This window comes from Corallococcus sp. BB11-1 (assembly GCF_026626625.1).
Taxonomy (GTDB): Bacteria; Myxococcota; Myxococcia; order Myxococcales; family Myxococcaceae; genus Corallococcus; species Corallococcus soli.
The window spans coordinates 139,246-156,247 of sequence record NZ_JAPNJY010000032.1; the positions used below are offsets into that span (position 1 = coordinate 139,246).

The following is a 17,002-nucleotide window of genomic DNA, read 5'->3' on the forward strand; positions in this document are numbered from 1 at the left end:
CGCTCCAGGTACCTTGCAAACCAGCTGAGCCGGATTGTCATGAAGAGCAGTTTTCCGGCTCCATGTGTCCCCCAACCCTGATTGAGTCGAGGTCTGCATGTCCGCCATCCGCCGTGTCCTTCCCTTGCTGGCTCTTGCCTTCGCCATCGCTCCGGTCGCGAGCTGGGCCTACAAGGTCGAATGCCAGAACGACTTCCTGGTCTATGTCTGCGGCGATGGCACGGTCATCCGCTGCCTGTACGACATGAATCATCAGACCGACTGCGATGATGACCCCGTCATCGCGACCATCGCCTGCGCTGGGAATGGCGGCTTCGTGCGCTTTGACCACTCCCCTGGCACGACGACGGTCGCCGAGTACATGGGGAACCTGGACCTGGCGGAGCTCCAGTGCACGGACTGTGACAACGGTGGGAATCCCATCCCCATCGTGACCGGTAGCTGGACGGGCATGTGTCAGGACAACACGGAGGCCTCCTGCAATGAGATTGAGGAGAGCTGCTTCGTGAAGGCCATGCAGTTCGAGTCGGAGTGTGAGTCCAGGGGCGGAGTGAAGGCATCGTTCTGGCACCTCGACTTCCCATTCCTCACGCAGGGCGCCCAGAGCACCCAGCCGTGAAGCAGGGGCCGCGCGCCGCAGTGGGACCGGCTTCCTCCTGGTGATGAAGTCCGTGGCGGGGGTGCCCCTCTTGGTCGCAGGCTGGACCTGAGGGGGCCGGGCCTCCCTGCCATCCCGGGCAGGGAGGTCCTTGTCGCGCGTGCTACTTCCCGGCGCGCTGCGCCGCTTCCAGCGTGTTCATCATCAGCATGGCGATGGTCATCGGGCCCACGCCGCCGGGCACCGGGGTGATGAACGAAGCCCTCTCGGCCGCCGCGGCGAACTCCACGTCGCCCACCAGCTTGCCGTCCGCCTTGCGGTTCATCCCCACGTCGATGACGACCGCGCCGGGCTTGATCCACGCGCCCTTCACCAGCTCCGGCACGCCCACGGCGACCACCAGGATGTCCGCCTGCGCCACCTCCGCCGGCAGGTCGCTCTTGCGGTGGCATACCGTCACCGTCGCGTCCTTCTGGAGCAGCATCAGCGCCTGGGGCTTGCCCACGATGTTGCTGCGGCCCACCACCACCGCCCGCTTGCCCGCCGGGTTGCACCCCACCTCCTCCAGCAGCCGCATCACGCCCCAGGGCGTGCACGCGCGCGTCGCCGGCCGGCCCAGCAGCAGGTTGCCCGCGTTCATCGGGTGGAAGCCGTCCGCGTCCTTCTCCGGCTTCACCGCGGAGATGATGGCGTCCGCGTCCAGGTGCTTGGGCAGCGGCAGCTGCACCAGGATGCCGTGCACCGCCGGGTCCTCGTTGAGCTGGTGCACCAGCGCCAGGAGTTCGTCCTGGGTGATGGACGCGTCCGGGTGGTGCTCCCAGGAGTTGAAGCCCACCTCCTCGGCGGCCTTCTTCTTCCCCGTCACGTAGATTTTCGAGGCGGGATCCTCACCTACACGCACCACCGCGAGCCCGGGGGTGATGCCGCGCTCCGCCTTCAGCCGCGCCACCTCCTCCTTGATTTCCGCCCGCACGCGCGCCGCCACTGCCTTGCCGTCGATCAACTGGGCCGTCATGCGGCGCACCTTATGCAAAACTGGGTGGATTCAAGGGAGCGAAGCGAACCCATGGGCGCAGGAAAAGTTCTCGGGGCGATGGTTGGACTCATGCTCGGCCTCCTCATTGGCGGGCCCTGGGCCATCGTGCTCGCCCTCATCGCGGGCGTGGCGCTGGGCCACTACTTCGACGAACAGAACGCCCCGCCCCCCCAGTCCCCCGAGCTGTTCTCCGACTTCCCCACCGCGCCCGAGCGCCCCCCGCCCCGCCGCACCGGCCCCATGCCCGGGGAGCACCGCGCCGTGGAGGCGCCGGAGGAGGATCCGCTCGACCACGCCATCGTCGCCCTCTTCATGGACGTGGCCCGCGCGGACGGCGAGCTGCGCCGCGAGGAGGTCCGGGAGATCCGCCGCTACTTCGAGGAGGTCCTCCACGCCGACGCCTTCACCGTCCAGTCCGTGGGCCGGTACCTGAAGCAGTTCATCGCCCGGCCCGCCTCCCTGAAGGCCGCCGAGGCGCTCGCCGCCTGCCAGGAAGCCCTGCCGGCGGACGAGCGGCTGCGCCTGCTGGACGCCCTCTATGAGATGGCGCTGGCGGACGGGCATATGCAGCGCTCGGAGACGGAGGTCCTGCGCCGCATGGCGGACGGCCTGGGCATCCCGGACGAGAAGATCCAGGCCCTGGCCCGCCAGCACCTGGGCGACGCCACCCCCCACTTCGAGAGCCTGGGCCTGAAGCCGGACGCCACCAACGCGGAGGTGAAGGCCGCCTTCCGCAAGCTCGCCGCCGCCCACCACCCGGACAAGTCCGCCGGCCTGGGCCCCAAGGCCACCGAGAAGGCCGCCCGCCGCTTCCAGGAGATCCGCGACGCCTACGAGACAATCAGGAAGCTGCGCGACCTGTAGTCCGGGTTAGAGAATGGGAACCCCATGAGCAAGCAGCCCCCGAAGAAGAAGGAAGCGGCCTTCCAGAACAACCCCTTCAAGTCCGCCATCAAGACGCTCCAGGACCAGGAGAAGCAGGAACAGCAGAAGGCCGCCGCGGAGGCCGCCGCGAAGAAGAAGGTCGTCGCCAGGCCCGTGAAGGCCGCCAAGGCCCGGCCGGAGGACGACGACGTGGGCCTCTTCTTCTCCGCCATGGACGGCGTGCAGCAGATGACGAACCGGGGCGAGGCCCCCAAGGTGAACCCGCGCCTGCCGGAGCTCATCGACGACAACGCGGAGGCCCTGGCCCAGCTGTCGGAGCTGGTCGCCGGCGAGGGCGGCTTCGACGTCGCGGACTCGAACGAGTTCATCGAGGGCGCCGCCCCCGGCGTGGACCGCAACCTGCTGCGCTCGCTGCGCCGGGGCGACTTCTCCGTGCAGGACACGTTGGACCTGCACGGCAAGACGGCCGCCGAGGCCCGGGGCGCCGTGGAGCGCTTCCTGTCCGACAGCCAGCGCTCCAAGAAGCGCTGCGTCCTCATTATCCACGGGCGCGGTTTGAACTCCAAGGAGCAGGTGCCGGTGCTGAAGGAGGGGATGAAGGTGTGGCTTGGGCAGAAGCGGATGGAGCGGCTGGTGCTCGCGTTCGCCAGCGCACGCCCGCAGGACGGAGGAACGGGCGCGGTGTACGTGCTGCTTCGCCGATAGCTTTACGCGTGGCCGTGGCTGTGCATACATGCCGCCATGGTTCGCGACCTCATTGACCTCCACATCCACGTGGGTGGCGCGGTAGCCCCGCACATCCTGTGGTCCATTGCCCACCAGCAGGGCTTCAAGCTCCCGGTCAAAAACTACTTCGACTTCGTCGAGCTCATCACCTCCCGTCCGGGCAAGGTGGGCAGCCTCGACGACTACCTGAAGATCCTCCACACCTGGACGGAGAAGATCCAATCCTCTCCCAGCGCCATCGAGCGCTCCGTCTACGAGGTGATTGGCAAGGAGTACCGGGGCAGCCGCGTCACGCAGATCGAGCTGCGCTTCAACCCGATGAAGCGCAACCTGTCCTCCGAGCTGGACCTGGACCACATCATCCACGCCGCGCTCCGGGGCATGGACCGCGCGGTGCTGGAGTACGGCGTGAAGGTGGGCTTCATCTTCTGCCTGGCCCGCGAGTTCGACCACAAGCTCAACAGCATCATCGTGGAGAAGGCCATCAAGTACCGCAACCGCGGCGTGTACGGCATCGACCTGGCCGGCACGGAGCGCGACGCCATGGAGCACAAGCCCGCGCTCGCGGAATACGAGGACCTGTACGCCCGCGCGCGCAAGGGCGGCCTCAAGTGCACCGTGCACACCGGCGAGACGGCCGGCACGGGCTCCGAGGGCCTGATGGCGGCGGTGGAGAAGCTCAAGCCGAACCGCATCGGCCATGGCATCCGCGCCGCCTACGACGAGTCCGCGATGAAGGTCCTGCGCGAGAACAACATCACGCTGGAGCTGTGCCCCACGTCCAACATCCACACCCGCGCGGTGGCGGACCTGGCCGAACTCAAGCACATCATGCAGACGTTCTGGGACCGCAAGGTGAAGTTCACCATCAACACGGACGGCCCCTACCTGCTGGAGACGGACATGCAGCGGGAGATCGAGATCGTCGAGTCCAACGGCCTGCTCACCCCGGAGCAGGTGGACCAGGCACTCGCGTGGGCGCGCGAGGCGTCCTTCATCCCCGCCTGAGCGCCATGTACGGCCTCACGCGCTCGCTGCTCTTCACCCTCCCGCCGGAGCCCGCGCACCGGCTGGGGATGTCCGGGCTCGCGGCCCTGGGGCGGATGCCGTCCCTGTGCCAGTCCATGCGCGAGCGCACCCTGGCCCAGGCCCCCATGGACCTGGGCGTGGAGCTGGCCGGGCTGCGCTTCGCCCATCCGGTGGCGCTCGCCGCCGGCCTGGACAAGGACGCGGAGGCCGTGGACGGGCTGTTCGCGTGCGGCTTCTCCGCCGTGGAGGTGGGCACCGTCACGCCGAAGCCCCAGCCCGGCAACCCGAAGCCGCGCCTGTTCCGGCTGCCGGAGCACCGCGCGGTCATCAACCGCATGGGCTTCAACAACCACGGCGCCGCCACCGCCCGGGCCCACCTGACGGGCCGGACGTGGAAGCCCGGCCCGCTGGGCGTGAACATCGGCAAGAACAAGGACACGCCGCTGGAGCGCGCGGTGGACGACTACGTGGCGTGCGTGGACGCGCTCGCGCCGCTGGGGGACTATGTGGTCGTCAACGCGTCCTCACCCAACACGCCCGGCCTGCGCACGCTCCAGGAGCCGGAGCAGCTCTCCGCCCTGCTGCGCGCCGTGCAGGAGCGCATGGGCCAGGTGGCGCCGGGCACGCCGCTGTTCCTGAAGATCGCCCCGGACCTCACCCCGGAGGCCGTGGACGAGGTGGTGGACGTGGCCCTGGAGCGCGGGCTGTCCGGCCTCATCGCCACCAACACCACCATCACCCGCCCCTTCGAGCACAGGCACGCCAAGGAGGCCGGGGGACTCTCCGGCGCCCCCGTGCGCGAGCTGTCCAACGCCGTCATCCGCCGCGCCTACCAGCGCGGCCGGGGCACCCTGCCCCTCATCGGCGTGGGCGGCGTATTCACCGCCCAGGACGTCTACGAGAAGCTGCGCGCGGGCGCCACCGTGGTGCAGGTGTACACGGGTTTCATCTACGAGGGCCCGGGCATGGTGGGCCGCATCCTGCGCGACCTGGGTGCGCTGCTGGCCCGCGATGGCTTCACCTCCGTGCGCGACGTGATTGGCGTGGACGCCCATCCGGGCACACCTGTCACGGCTTCCCCCTAGCCGCGTCGCGCCGGGGGACGCTGCCCCGCGCCATCCGCCACCGGACGGTCGCCGGCACTCCGGTGGCGGGCTTCAATGTCACGAGGGCGGCACCCACATGCCCCCGAGGACGGGTGTCCGTCCACCCCCAGGCTCCCCAACGTCCGTCGGCTTTCGTGAAGCCAAGGAGCGGACATGCGCGTGAAGGCCTGGTGGGCCGTGGTCGGTGTGGGGCTGGCGGGATGTGGTGGCGTCGAACCCGAGACGGTGGGCGAGCCGCGCTTGGGCGAAGCACCGGTCCAGGCCCAGGCGTGCGCCCCCGGGGTGGCCGTGAAGGTGAAGGACGTCATCGCTCCGGGGACTCCGCCGCCGCCGCCCTGGCGTCCCAGTCCCTACGGCCTGTCGGCGCTCCAGGGCACGCTCTACTTCGCGACGGACGTCGTCGGCGGGCAGTCCACGTTGTGGAAGAGCGACGGGACGACCGCGGGCACCGTCGTGGTGAAGGAGTTCCCTGACCAGGGCACCACCGGCTACCGGGCGCTGAGCGGCTTCACCGCCGTGGGCTCCCAGCTCTTCTTCAGCGTCGATGACGCGGTGCTGGGGCGGGAGCTGTGGGTCACCGACGGCACGGAGGCGGGCACGCGGCCCGTCGTGGACCTGACGCCGGGGCCCGCGAGCACGCAGTTCGCGGGCCCCGCCCAGGTGGGCAGCGCGCTGGGCTTCTTCCGCATCGTGCCGGTGGCGTCCTCGGGGAGCCGGCTGGAGCTGTGGAGGTCGGATGGCACGGCGGCCGGGACGGTCCGGACGGTCGACCTCGGCACGCAGTCGTCCCTCGTTGGGAACGTCATGCTGGCCGGCGGTCAGCGGCTGTTCTTCCTCCAGGACGCGGTGAACGGCACGCGGCTGTGGCGCTCGGATGGCACGGCGGCGGGCACCTCCGTCATCAAGGCGCTGGACGCGGGTGAGCCCCTGCTGAGCGACGTCCGGGCCACGACGGGCGGCATCGTGTTCGCGCTGCGGGATGGGGGCGACACGGAGATCTGGAAGTCGGATGGCACGGCGGCGGGCACCGTGCGGCTGGAGACGTTCGGCCACGTCTCGAGCCTGCTCGGCGTCCTGGGCTCCCACGTCTACGTCTCCTATGTCTCCTACGGCACGACGGAGGACCGGCTGAGACTGGCGCGCGTGTCCCTGTCGGGTGGAGGGAAGACGACCGTGACCACCCTGCCCAACCCCTTCGCGGGACAGCCCGGCGCGCAGCCGTACCTCCAGGTCGCGACGACGGCGGGCAGCAAGCTCTACCTGTCGGTCGCCATCGGCTCGCCGGGGCCCGCGCCCCGCATGGTGGAGCTCTGGGTAACGGATGGCACGGCGGCGGGGACGCTGCGGTTGAGCACGGGGCTGAGCACGTCGGATGAGAACGGGTCGCCCCTCTTCAATACCGGCAGCGGCACCCTCCTCTTCGGCAGCAGGTCCCCCGACGACGGCCAGGAGCCCTGGGTGACGGACGGCACGGTCGCCAACACGGGCCGCGTCGCGGACATCGGTCCGGAGGGAGGCTCCTCTCCCCAGTCGTTCACCCGCCTTGGGGATCGCATCTTCTTCGTCGCCAACGGTGGGCCCCCAGGCAACGCCCTGTGGGCCATGCCCGCCAGCGTCACCTGCCCTGCCCTGGCCCCCGAAGCCCGGTAGCAGCGCGAAGGCCCCTTCGGGGGCGCGGTGCGCCAATCCCAGACACGCCGGGCTCCTGGGCAGCCAGGGGTCTGCCCGCGACAGTCCCTCCCCGGCCGTCGCCGTGGGGCGTGCGTGGCCACTCGCGGTTGGTTAAAGCGGCGCCCATGCCCACCCTCCTCCTCAGTGCGAAAGAGCTGCGCGGCCTCTACACCGTCGAACTCGGACTGGAAGCCGTGGAGCGCGCCTTCCTGGCCCATGGCCGTAACGACGCGCTCATGCCCCCCAAGGTGTACCTGTCCCTGCCGAAGTACGACGGCGACTTCCGCGCCATGCCCGCGTTCCTGGACGGGGCCGCGGGCGTGAAGTGGGTCAACGCGCATCCGCGCAACCCGCAGAAGCACGGCCTGCCCACCGTGCGCGCCGTCTACATCCTCAGCGACCCGGACACCGCCTCACCGCTGGCCATCCTGGACGGCACGCTGCTCACCGCGTGGCGCACCGGCGCCGCGGGCGGCATCGCGTCCAAGTACCTGGCGAAGAAGCAGCCGCGCACGCTGGGACTCGTGGGCTGCGGCGTGCAGGCGCGGGTGCTCATCGACTCGCACCGCGCCCTCTTCGGCGGCCTGGAGCTGCTGCTGGCGGACGTGTCCGACGCCGCCGCCCAGGCCCTCCAGAAGGAGAAGGGAGGCCGGGTGGTGAGCCTCCAGGAGGCCTCCGGCGCGGACATCGTGTGCTCCGCCACGCCCGCCCGCGCTCCCGTGGTCCGCCGGGAATGGGTCCAGTCCGGCGCCCACATCAACGCCATGGGCGCGGACGCCCCGGGCAAGCAGGAGCTGGATCCGCGCCTGCTCGTCGAAGGGCGCGTCTTCATCGACGACGCGGAGCAGGCGCTGCACTCCGGCGAGGTCAACGTGCCCCTGCATGACGGCGTGCTCAAGGAGGAGCAGCTCGCCGGCACCCTGGGCCAGGTCGTCGCGGGTCGCAAGCCGGGGCGGACCGGAGACGAGGTCACCGTCTTCGACTCCACCGGCCTGGCCGTGCAGGACGTGGCCCTGGCCCGCGCGCTCTACGACGTGGCCCGCGCGAAGGGCGTCGGGCAGATGTTCGACCTGGTCGGGGACGCCTGAGCCATCCCACCCGGAGCGTCTGGGCGGGACAGGCGACCTGTCAGGACACCTGCCCCGAGGACAAAAAAGAGAGCGCTCGCCGGCACCTTGGAGTTTTACCGGCGAGCGCCCCGGGCCGCGTGCCGACTGGCAGGGCCTCGTAAAGTCGCGGCGGATGCGGATGCGGGCCTTACGCCCTCTCCGCGCCACCTTCATGTTCCGCGTCCGCCCCGCGTCCCGTATCTCCGGGCCCCGCGCTCGACGTCCGCTCCCTTCAAAACCCCGTCAGGTCCGCGGCGATTCCTGCACCGCCTGATCCGACGCCCACCACGGTGGGCACGGCGCGCTCGGGTCGCAACGCCTGTCGCGCCATTACCACAGGCTTCCTACCAATCTCCACGAAAAACGAGCTATTCCCATCTATAAATTAAACACACAGGGTGCGACGCTGCTGGAAGCCCCCGCCACCATACGAACGCGCCCGCCCCCAATTGCTTGAGGACGGGCTCGGATTATCCAGATCGGTCTGACATTTCCCGGCCCTGGAGGGCCGGTTCCACTCTCAGGGAAGCTGTGCGACCTGGCGGTACAGGGCGTCATGCTGACGCACCATCTTCTCCAGGGACAGCTCGCGGGCGACGAAGCCCCGGGCGGCCTTGCCCATCTTCCGGGCCTCCTCCGGGTGGTTCACGAGCCGCCGGAAGGCCTGGGCCAGCTGGGCGGGCCGCTCCGGGTCCACCAGGAGGCCCCGCTCGCCGTCCACGATGAGGTCCGGGTTGCCGCCCACCCGGGTGACGACCATGGGGAGGCCCGCGGCCATGCCCTCCATCACCGCGTTGGACATGCCCTCCGCGGAGGAGCACAGGACGCCGAAGGTGGCCCGGCCATAGAGCGCCGGCACGTCCGTGCGGTGCTTGAGGAAGTGCACCCCGTCCGCCACCCCCAGCTCCCGCGCCATCTTCTCCAGGCCGGACCGGCGCGGACCATCCCCCACGAGCCAGGCGTTCAGCCGGACGCCCTCATGACGCAGCATGGCGAGCGCGAGGAGCAGGTCTTCCTGCCGCTTCACGGGGTGGCTCATGTTGGCCACGTGGATGACGGTGGGGACGCCCGGGGTCTCCGGCGGCAGCGGCGCCTTGACGCCCTCCGCGGCGCGGGCGTCGAAGCGGGCCAGGTCCAGGCCGTTGTGGATGACGGAGATGCGCTCCGCGGGCAGGCCCTCCTCTTCCATGAGCAGGGTGCGGATGGCCCCCGCGTTGGCGATGACGTGGTCCGCCATGCGCGTCACCTGCGCGTGCAGCAGGCGGCGGGCCTTGCCCTGCCAGTGGGACAGGTCCAGGCGCCCGATGATGACCTTCGCGCCGGCGAGCTTCGCGGCCGGCACCGCGAGGATGCTGGAGTAGAAGTCGTGCACGTGCACCAGCTGCACGCGGTGCTGCTTGAGCCAGCGTGACAGCCGGTAGAGCTGCACGAGCGTGTTCGGCTGCGCGAGCGTGCCCTTGAGGGAGAAGACCTCCGGCGCGTGGCCCAGCTTCCACACCGAGCCCATCAGGGGCCCTTCCTCCTCCAGCACCGACACCTGCAACCGGTAGCTGGGCGGCAGGCCGCGCAGCAACTCCAGCACCTGCACTTCGGTGCCACCAATGTGGAACGACCGGGTGAACTGCACCAAACGGAGGGGCTCCCGCCCCATCCGTGCTTCCTCACGCCGCATGCCCAGACCCCTCCCACGTGGCCGCCGGCGCCTGCTGCACGGCCGGCTGCCTCCCCACCGCCAGGGCCCGCTCCCGTGCCTGCGCGATGCGGTGCGCGCTCGCGGCCAGGCCGAAGAGCACGTAGCAATGCGCGGACAGGATGTAGCCCGAGAACAAGTCACAGACGAGGTAGCCCGCCACCGACGCGAACAGCGCCCGCGCGAGCCACCCTGACTCTGGATCCGCGGAGGCCGCCGCCGCGCCGCCGACGGAGCCCCCCACGAACACCAGGAAGAACAGCAGGCCCACCCAGCCCATCTCCCCGATGACGTCCAGGAAGATGTTGTGCGCCACGTAGGCGCGGTGCGCTTCCGGCGGGGCGTATTCGAACCACGCGTAGCGGAAGCCGCCCGCGCCCACGCCCAGCAGCGGCTTGTCCAGGCTCATGCGGCTGGCCACCTGCCACGCGTACACACGGCCCATGGCGGACGCGTCCTCGTGGAACGTCGCCACCGTCTCGTTGCGCTGCCAGAAGCTCTTGGGCGCGAACACCACCAGGCCCAGCACGAACACGCTGCCCAGCACGATGGCCTGCATGCGGCGCTTCTCGCGGATGGCCCACAGCGCCATCGCCACCGACAGGCCGATGAAGCCACCGCGCGAGTGCGACAACACGATGGCCACCACCGACAGCACCGCGGACAGGCCGCACAGCACGCGGAAGAACCACGGGGTGCGCTTGCGCGCCAGGAAGGCCACCGCGAGCGGCACCACCACCACCATGTTCATGGCCATGTGGTTGGGGTCCGCGTACACGCCGACCCAGCGCGAACGGAAGCCCTCCACCATGTTCTCGCCGACGATGTACCAGTTGATGACGCCAATGGACGTCACGATGGCGCCCAGCACCATGGCCGCGCACATCGCCGCCAGCCGCTTGCCGGTGGTGATGACGTTGACGAGCGTCAGGTAGATGGCCGTGAGCTTCAAGAGCTCCACGCCCTGGAAGCGCGTCACGTCCGGGTTGACGGACCACGCCACCGAGCAGAACGCCAGCGACGAGAACGCCAGCAGCGCGATGCCCCGCGCGCCGTCGAAATAGACGGGCTCCGCCTTGCCCAGCCGCCGCAGCACCATCAGTCCGGCCGCCAGGCCCGACGTCAGGAGCGCCAGCCGCAGCGGCGCCAGCGCGGGGATCCACTCACCCGGCACCGCGTACATCACCGCCGCGAACCCCACGAGCAGGAAGAAAGCCAGCACGTCGCGACGCTGCCCCTGCGCGCCCGGTCCCATGAACTCCACCCCTTCGCTGTCGGTCGCTCGTCCCGTCACACGCGTGCCCCTGGCCCTCTTGGAAAGCCGTTGGCCGGCCACTCACGCCGCGGGCAGCTCGCGAAGGTGCGAGCCGACCGACGACACAAGGCCAGCGGGCGGTGGGCAAAGCAGCGGGCGTGCCAGGGGCTGGGGGCGAGCGAGGCCTGTGTCTACGGGCAGTTGCGTGATCGCCCCCGACCGGCGGGCCGGGCAAGGCTGAAAAAGCTACGGGACCGGCGCGCTCTCCATCGGAAGGACCGCGGAGGCGATGAGGTCCAGGCGCCCCTCGCGCAGCCACGGCGTGCCCAGCTCCGACAGCAGCCGCGTCAGCGTGACGTTCACCACCCGACGCAGCTCCTCCCGGGCGTCGTCCGGCACCGCGGGCCCCAGCACCGCCAGCGCGCGCTCCACCGCGCTCGGGCGCAGGCGCGGGGACTCCGGGCTGCCTTCGAACAGGCGCTGCCCCAGCTCCACCGTGCGGCCCAGCGGCACGGGGCGCACGTCCACGCGCTCCTCCAGGACGGCCATGGCCACCACCGCCGCCCACAGCCGCTCCACGCCCAGCACGTCCAGGGACACGCCGAAGCGCGCCAGCACGGTGTGGGCCGGGCCCTCCGCGCCGCCCAGCAGCGCGCCCAGCGCGGACACCTGGCCTTCGGCGCGCGCCAGCAGCACCTCCGACGAGGCCACCTCCCGCAGCGAGCGGAACGGCACCGCCTCCGCGCCCGGCACGCGCAGCGCGCGGCGGGGGCGCTTGCGGCGCAGGGCCTCCAGCGCCGCGGCCTCTTCGGGCAGCACCAGCGGCACGTCATCCAGCTTCATGAACTCCTGCTTGAAGAGCCGGTCCGCGCGGTACTTGAGCTGGAGCGTCAGCGTGAAGCCCACCTGGAAGACGCGGCGCAGGGGCGTGTCGCGCAGCGCATCCGGCGCCCGGGCCGGGTCCCCGCCCGTCAGGTGCTCCAGGCCCAGCGACAGGTAGTCGCGCACCCATTCGCCCACGCGGCGCACGGCGTCCAGGTCCCCCGGGTCCCCCAGCTCCGCGACGAGCACCGCGTTGGCCACCTCGCGCAGCTCGTCCTCCGCGTTCATCCGCTCCACGTCGGACAAGTCGCGGAAGGCCGCCTCCACGTAGTCCAGGTGCCCGCCCGTGGTGGTGAGCGCCGGGGCCGCGTGGCCCGCGGGCCGGGGCGGCACGTCCACGCGGCTGAAGAGCGCCAGGGCGTCCTCCAGCGAGGGGAAGCCCAGGTCGGCCAGGCGCGCGCGGCGGAACTGGAACGCCGTCTCCTCCAGCTCGGAGGGGATCTCCCAGCGCACCGCTTCAAAGAGGCGCACCGACTCGAAGGGGTTCTCCGCGATGAGGTCGTTCACGATGGCGCGCATGGCGGACATCTCCACGCCCTCCAGCTTGATTTCGACCAGGTAGCGGCCCTCCGGCGTCTCCACCGCCATGCCCTGGGGGTTGGCGTCCGGGTCCTCCTCCAGGTCGTACACGGTGGTGAACTCCTTGAGGAGCGTCTCCACCACCTCCAGGTCCACCGCGTGCAGCTTGCGCATGAAGTCTTCGGGTTCGTCCCCGCGCGCGGCCCGCAGCCACGTCAGCACCGCGTGGGGATCCACCTTGTCCTTCACCCACCCGCCCAGGTCCACGAAGGTGCGGAACTGCGCGGGGGACGCCAGTTGCACCAGCTCCGTGGAGTCCGCGAGGCCGACTTCCTGGATGGTGACGTACAGGTCCTCCGCGGGCAGCGAGCGCACCAGCGCGGCCGTGTCCTGCGCGTCGAAGAGGGCCTCCACGCGCCTGCGGGGGCTCAGCTGCATCAACCGCTGACGCACCTCGCGAGGAGCGAGGGGCGCAGCACCACCGTTCGTCTTGCCGTTCTGGGACACGCCGGGGGTGCTACCACAGCGTGCCCGGACCCGGGAGACTCAGACGCGGGTGGCCTTGCCGAAGGTGTCCAGCAGCGTGCCCCACACCTCCTCCACGCCCAGCTTTTCGGTGGAGGAGAACGGAACCAGCGCCTCGCGGGGCAGCTCCAGCTGCGCGCAGAGGGCGTTGAGCCGGGGCTTGCGCTGGGCCTTGGTCAGCCGGTCGATCTTCGTGGCCACCACGAGGATGCGGCGGTTGTGCTCCTGGAGATAGTCGAGCGTGCGCAGGTCCTCCGGAGACGGCCCCACCTCCGCGTCGATGATGCTCACCACCACCTCCAGCCGGTGACGGTGCTTCAGGTAGGAGGTGATCATCTCCTGCCACTGGGCCTTGTCCGTCTTGCTCGCCTTGGCGAAGCCGTAGCCGGGCAGGTCCGCCAGCCGCACCGTGTGGCGCTGGCCGTCGCGGTCCAGGTCCACGTCGAAGAAGTTGAGCGTGCGGGTGCGCCCGGGCGTGTTGGACACGCGCACCAGCTTCCGCCGGTTCGTCAGGGCGTTGATCATGGACGACTTGCCCACGTTGGAGCGGCCGACGAAGGCGACCTCCGCGGCGTGGTCCGTGGGCAGGCCCTTGAGTTCCACGGCGGTGGTGACGAAGCGGGAGTCGAGGATCTTGATCAAGAAGGGGTCACTTCTTCGCCGTGGCGGGTGCCGGCGTGGAGGGGGCCGCGTCCGCGCGCGGCTGCTGCTTGCGGGCGCGTTCGGCGGACCAGTGGTCGATGGCCTTCAGCGCTTCCTTGAAGTCGAACGGGCGCAGGGAGGGAGACGAGGCGTCATGGCAGGTGCGGCACTGCTTCTCCGACGGGTCCACCAGCCCCACCAGCCGCGCCAGCTCCGGGTCCTTCATCACGTAGGACGGGGAGTAGTACTGCCCGCCGCCGTGGCACGTCTCGCAGGTGACGCCGGTGAGCGTCTGCTCGCCCTGGTCCGGCGCGTGGCAGGACAGGCAGCGCGCGTCCTTCTTCTGCCCCTCCGCCAGCGTGTCCGTGGCCCGGGCGTGCTTGGACTTCATCCACGCGTCGTACGCCTCCGGGTGACACCCCTTGCAGCTGTCGGGACCCGTGAAGTCCGCAGCCCCGGCAAGACCGCTCGAAGCGGCGAGCAGGAGGGCGGAAAAGACCCGGAAGGCACGAGAACGCATGGCCCGAGCACGTAGCAGAGCCCCCCGGAGGGGGCAAGGCGTCTCGTTCGTGATTGAATGCCGGGTGGACACGCCCGTCGCTTCAGGACACGGACCTTGAGGCGCGGCCGCCTGATCCGCTAGGGAGGAGTCGAGATGCGCACCCCCGTCATTGCCGTCCTTTTCGCCGTCGCCGCCATCGCCGTCTCCCTGCCTGCTTCCGCCAAGCCCTGGCAGGGCATCGAGCCCGGGTCCTCCAAGAAGGAGGACATCGTGAAGAAGTTCGGCGAGCCGTCCCGGACCATGTCCCAGGACGGCAAGGAGATCCTCGCCTACTTCGCCAAGGAGGCCATCAAGGGCACCACCCAGGCCCAGTTCAAGGTGGACCCGGCCACCCAGATGGTGGAGCGCATCGACGTGTTCCCCGCGCCCGTCATCGAGAAGGACACCATCGAGAACAGCTACGGCCCCGCGTGCCCCGGGGGGGCGGCGCCCAGCACGCCCTGCTACCTGCGCAAGCTGACGGACGACTTCCGCACCTACTTCCTCTACGTGAAGCTGGGCGTGGCCATCTTCTTCAACGAGGACGGCAAGACGGTGCAGTCCTTCGTCTTCACCACGCCCAAGGCCGCGAAGTAGCCCGCCCCGTGCACGTCTTCGGGCTGACGGGGGGCATCGCCTCAGGCAAGAGCACGGTGAGCCGCATGCTGCGCGAGCTGGGGGCGCGCGTGCTGGACGCGGACGTCATCGCCCGCGAGGTGGTGGAGCCCGGCACGCCCGGCCTCCAGCGCATCCGCGAGCGCTTCCCCGGCGTGGTGGGCCCCGACGGCCGCCTGGACCGGGTGAGGCTGGGCGCCCACATCTTCGCGGACCCCCAGGAGCGCGCCGCCCTCAACGCCATCGTGCACCCCCAGGTGCGCGCCGCCTTCCTGGAGAAGCTCCAGGCGCTGGAGGCGGAGGGCCTCACCCACGTCGTGTACGACGTGCCGCTCCTCATCGAGACGGGCCTGCACGCCGCCATGGAGGGCGTGGCCGTGGTGTGGGTGCCCCGGGACGTGCAGAAGGCGCGGCTGATGGCGCGCGACGGGCTGGACGCCGACGCGGCGGAGGCGCGGCTCGCCGCGCAGATGGCCCTGGACGACAAGCGCGCGCACGCCACCTGGGTCATCGACAACAGTGGCGCGCCGGAGTCCACCCGTCCCCAGGTGGAGGCGGTGTGGCGGGCGATGCTCGCGCACGGCTGACACCGGGCGGGTATGCTGCGCCGCGAATGAGCGCCACGCCCAGGAAGAGTCCCGCAGGCACCTACTTCATCACCGGCTACCCGGGCTTCATCGGCAAGCGGCTGGTGGAGCACATCGCGAAGGAGGACCCCCAGGGGCACATCTACGCGCTGGTGCAGCCCAAGGCCTTCAAGGAGGCCCAGGCCCTGGCGGCGAAGGTGCAGGGCGCCAAGGTGGAGCTGCTCACCGGCGACGCGGTGGACATGCACCTGGGCCTGTCCGGCGAGGAGTACCAGCGCCTGTGCGAGCGGGTGACGGACATCTTCCACCTGGCGGCGGTGGCGCAGCTGGGCGTGCCCAAGGAGACCGCGTGGCGGGTGAACGTGGACGGCACCCGCAACCTGCTGGAGCTGGCGCGCGACTGCGAGAACCTGTCGCGCTTCAGCCACTTCTCCACCTGCTACGTGTCCGGCGACCGGGTGGGCGTCATCGCCGAGGACGAGCTGGACCGGGGCCAGTCCTTCCGCAACGCCTACGAGGAGACGAAGTTCCAGGCGGAGCGGCTGGTGCAGCGCGCCTCCGCCACCCTCCCCGTCACCATCTTCCGCCCCTCCAGCGTGGTGGGCGATTCACGCACGGGGGCGATCGATCGCTTCGAGGGCCCCTACTACCTGGGCATCCTGCTCGTCACGTCGCCGCTGGTGGTGCCGCTGCCGCTGCCGGGCAACGGCGTGGCGCCCCTCAACGTCGTGCCGGTGGACTTCGTGGTGGAGGCGGTGTGGCGGCTGTCGCGGGATGAGCGCGCGAAGGGCCGCACCTTCCACCTGGTGGACCCCAACCCCATGAGCGCCCGGCGCGTGTACGAGCTCATCGCGGAGAAGTCCCACAAGAAGCTGCCGCGCTTCAACCTGTCCGCGCGCGCCGCGGACGTGATGCTGCGGCTGCCGCTGCTGGAGAAGCTGGCCCGGCCCCAGCGCGCGGCCATCAGCTACGTGAACCACCTGGCCATCTACAACTGCCACAACACGCTGGAGCTGCTGGATGGCACCGGCGTGCGGTGTCCGCCGCTGTCCACGTACCTGGATCAGCTCGTGGCCTACGTGCGCGAACAGTACAAGCAGCGGCGGGAGGGCGCGGAGGTGGAGGATCCGCTCGACCACGCGCCCCCGCCTCCGCAGGACGAGGGCGCCGCGCCCCGCACGCGCCGCTGAGCAGCGTTGCACGCGGGAAGCAAGGGGCGGCGCGGCGCGGCCCCTCCGCCCGCGCTCACCCGGCTGCTGGGCGACTTCCTCCTCGGGCACGGCTTATTCCAGACTGACAATTGTTACTGGATTGCTAACGCAAGGATGTTGGGGACCCCCTCTTTTCAACGATCCAGTGTCCTGGTTAGCATGCGCTCCCACTTGAATCCGATCCGGTGAAGACAACCGCGTTCGGAACGGTGGGTTGGAGAGCGGCTTTTGCCAGGAATTGTTGACACGGAATTCGCATCAGCCACCCCTGACGTGGGTGTGGCGTTCCGCCTGTCCGGCTCCGAGGAGCGCTTCGCGCCCTCCGCGCGCGCCCCCTCTCCCCTGACTTCCTCCACCGCGTCCCGCTGTCGCCTC

At 70.3% G+C, this 17,002-nt stretch carries 16 protein-coding genes; 10 read left to right on the forward strand and 6 right to left on the reverse strand.

The features are described from left to right. Positions 1-97: 97 nt before the first annotated feature. Positions 98-619, forward strand: a complete 522-nt coding sequence (locus OV207_RS28840) for a hypothetical protein (protein ID WP_267558263.1) — start codon at positions 98-100, stop codon at positions 617-619. 142 nt (positions 620-761) lie between these two features. Here the strand turns inward: OV207_RS28840 and folD are convergent, their stop codons facing one another. After that, on the reverse strand, positions 762-1,613 hold the full coding sequence (gene folD, locus OV207_RS28845) for a bifunctional methylenetetrahydrofolate dehydrogenase/methenyltetrahydrofolate cyclohydrolase FolD (RefSeq protein WP_267558264.1): 852 nt from the start codon (positions 1,611-1,613) through the stop codon (positions 762-764). Positions 1,614-1,703: 90 nt separating this feature from the next. Here folD and OV207_RS28850 point away from each other — a divergent pair, with 90 nt between their 5' ends. From OV207_RS28850 to OV207_RS28875, 6 genes are all read left to right on the forward strand, one after another. Further along, on the forward strand, positions 1,704-2,498 hold the full coding sequence (locus OV207_RS28850) for a TerB family tellurite resistance protein (protein WP_324291574.1): 795 nt from the start codon (positions 1,704-1,706) through the stop codon (positions 2,496-2,498). Between the two features lie 24 nt (positions 2,499-2,522). Next, positions 2,523-3,224, forward strand: coding sequence for a Smr/MutS family protein (locus OV207_RS28855; RefSeq protein ID WP_267558265.1), 702 nt, complete (start codon positions 2,523-2,525; stop codon positions 3,222-3,224). A 36-nt stretch (positions 3,225-3,260) separates the two neighbouring features. Beyond that, on the forward strand, positions 3,261-4,253 hold the full coding sequence (gene add / locus OV207_RS28860) for an adenosine deaminase (protein WP_193429234.1): 993 nt from the start codon (positions 3,261-3,263) through the stop codon (positions 4,251-4,253). A 5-nt stretch (positions 4,254-4,258) separates the two neighbouring features. Then, entirely contained in the window at positions 4,259-5,359 is a 1,101-nt protein-coding gene (locus tag OV207_RS28865) for a quinone-dependent dihydroorotate dehydrogenase (protein ID WP_267558266.1), read from the forward strand. A gap of 174 nt (positions 5,360-5,533) precedes the next feature. After that, a complete protein-coding gene (locus OV207_RS28870; protein WP_267558267.1) occupies positions 5,534-7,030 on the forward strand; it encodes a hypothetical protein in 1,497 nt (498 codons plus the stop codon). Between the two features lie 146 nt (positions 7,031-7,176). Next, complete coding sequence (locus OV207_RS28875) at positions 7,177-8,139, forward strand: ornithine cyclodeaminase family protein (protein ID WP_267558268.1); 963 nt, start codon at positions 7,177-7,179, stop codon at positions 8,137-8,139. A 541-nt stretch (positions 8,140-8,680) separates the two neighbouring features. On the opposite strand, the gene OV207_RS28880 is transcribed toward OV207_RS28875, so the two are convergent. The 5 genes from OV207_RS28880 to OV207_RS28900 form a co-directional block, all read right to left on the reverse strand. Further along, the gene (locus OV207_RS28880; protein WP_267558269.1) at positions 8,681-9,832 is read right to left on the reverse strand and encodes a glycosyltransferase; all 1,152 of its coding nucleotides are present in this window, start codon (positions 9,830-9,832) and stop codon (positions 8,681-8,683) included. Then, positions 9,822-11,105: an O-antigen ligase family protein gene (locus tag OV207_RS28885; protein ID WP_193429280.1), complete on the reverse strand. Its 1,284-nt coding sequence runs from the start codon at positions 11,103-11,105 to the stop codon at positions 9,822-9,824. Before OV207_RS28885 ends, OV207_RS28880 begins: the two co-directional genes overlap by 11 nt. Positions 11,106-11,351: 246 nt before the next feature. Further along, positions 11,352-13,013, reverse strand: coding sequence for a DUF6178 family protein (locus OV207_RS28890; protein WP_267558270.1), 1,662 nt, complete (start codon positions 13,011-13,013; stop codon positions 11,352-11,354). Between the two features lie 39 nt (positions 13,014-13,052). After that, on the reverse strand, positions 13,053-13,673 hold the full coding sequence (gene yihA / locus OV207_RS28895) for a ribosome biogenesis GTP-binding protein YihA/YsxC (protein WP_193429228.1): 621 nt from the start codon (positions 13,671-13,673) through the stop codon (positions 13,053-13,055). 7 nt (positions 13,674-13,680) lie between these two features. Beyond that, positions 13,681-14,064 carry a multiheme c-type cytochrome gene (locus OV207_RS28900; protein WP_255525149.1) on the reverse strand — a complete coding sequence of 128 codons (384 nt, stop codon included), beginning with the start codon at positions 14,062-14,064 and terminating at the stop codon, positions 13,681-13,683. 264 nt (positions 14,065-14,328) lie between these two features. Here OV207_RS28900 and OV207_RS28905 point away from each other — a divergent pair, with 264 nt between their 5' ends. The 3 genes from OV207_RS28905 to OV207_RS28915 are packed head-to-tail and all read left to right on the forward strand — an operon-like array spanning position 14,329 to position 16,606. Beyond that, positions 14,329-14,811, forward strand: a complete 483-nt coding sequence (locus tag OV207_RS28905) for a hypothetical protein (protein ID WP_267558271.1) — start codon at positions 14,329-14,331, stop codon at positions 14,809-14,811. An 8-nt stretch (positions 14,812-14,819) separates the two neighbouring features. After that, entirely contained in the window at positions 14,820-15,416 is a 597-nt protein-coding gene (gene coaE, locus OV207_RS28910) for a dephospho-CoA kinase (RefSeq protein ID WP_193429225.1), read from the forward strand. Positions 15,417-15,442: 26 nt separating this feature from the next. Further along, the gene (locus OV207_RS28915) at positions 15,443-16,606 is read left to right on the forward strand and encodes an SDR family oxidoreductase (RefSeq protein ID WP_267558273.1); all 1,164 of its coding nucleotides are present in this window, start codon (positions 15,443-15,445) and stop codon (positions 16,604-16,606) included. The last annotated feature ends 396 nt before the right edge of the window (positions 16,607-17,002 follow it).

Bases quoted from the DNA above. Each gene is read 5' to 3' on its own strand.
- OV207_RS28840 (WP_267558263.1), top strand. From the start codon at position 98: ATGTCCGCCATCCGCCGTGTCCTTCCCTTGCTGGCTCTTGCCTTCGCC.
- folD (WP_267558264.1), bottom strand. From the start codon at position 1,613: ATGACGGCCCAGTTGATCGACGGCAAGGCAGTGGCGGCGCGCGTGCGG.
- OV207_RS28850 (WP_324291574.1), top strand. From the start codon at position 1,704: ATGCTCGGCCTCCTCATTGGCGGGCCCTGGGCCATCGTGCTCGCCCTC.
- OV207_RS28855 (WP_267558265.1), top strand. From the start codon at position 2,523: ATGAGCAAGCAGCCCCCGAAGAAGAAGGAAGCGGCCTTCCAGAACAAC.
- add (WP_193429234.1), top strand. From the start codon at position 3,261: ATGGTTCGCGACCTCATTGACCTCCACATCCACGTGGGTGGCGCGGTA.
- OV207_RS28865 (WP_267558266.1), top strand. From the start codon at position 4,259: ATGTACGGCCTCACGCGCTCGCTGCTCTTCACCCTCCCGCCGGAGCCC.
- OV207_RS28870 (WP_267558267.1), top strand. From the start codon at position 5,534: ATGCGCGTGAAGGCCTGGTGGGCCGTGGTCGGTGTGGGGCTGGCGGGA.
- OV207_RS28875 (WP_267558268.1), top strand. From the start codon at position 7,177: ATGCCCACCCTCCTCCTCAGTGCGAAAGAGCTGCGCGGCCTCTACACC.
- OV207_RS28880 (WP_267558269.1), bottom strand. From the start codon at position 9,832: ATGCGGCGTGAGGAAGCACGGATGGGGCGGGAGCCCCTCCGTTTGGTG.
- OV207_RS28885 (WP_193429280.1), bottom strand. From the start codon at position 11,105: ATGGGACCGGGCGCGCAGGGGCAGCGTCGCGACGTGCTGGCTTTCTTC.
- OV207_RS28900 (WP_255525149.1), bottom strand. From the start codon at position 14,064: ATGAAGTCCAAGCACGCCCGGGCCACGGACACGCTGGCGGAGGGGCAG.
- OV207_RS28905 (WP_267558271.1), top strand. From the start codon at position 14,329: ATGCGCACCCCCGTCATTGCCGTCCTTTTCGCCGTCGCCGCCATCGCC.
- OV207_RS28915 (WP_267558273.1), top strand. From the start codon at position 15,443: ATGAGCGCCACGCCCAGGAAGAGTCCCGCAGGCACCTACTTCATCACC.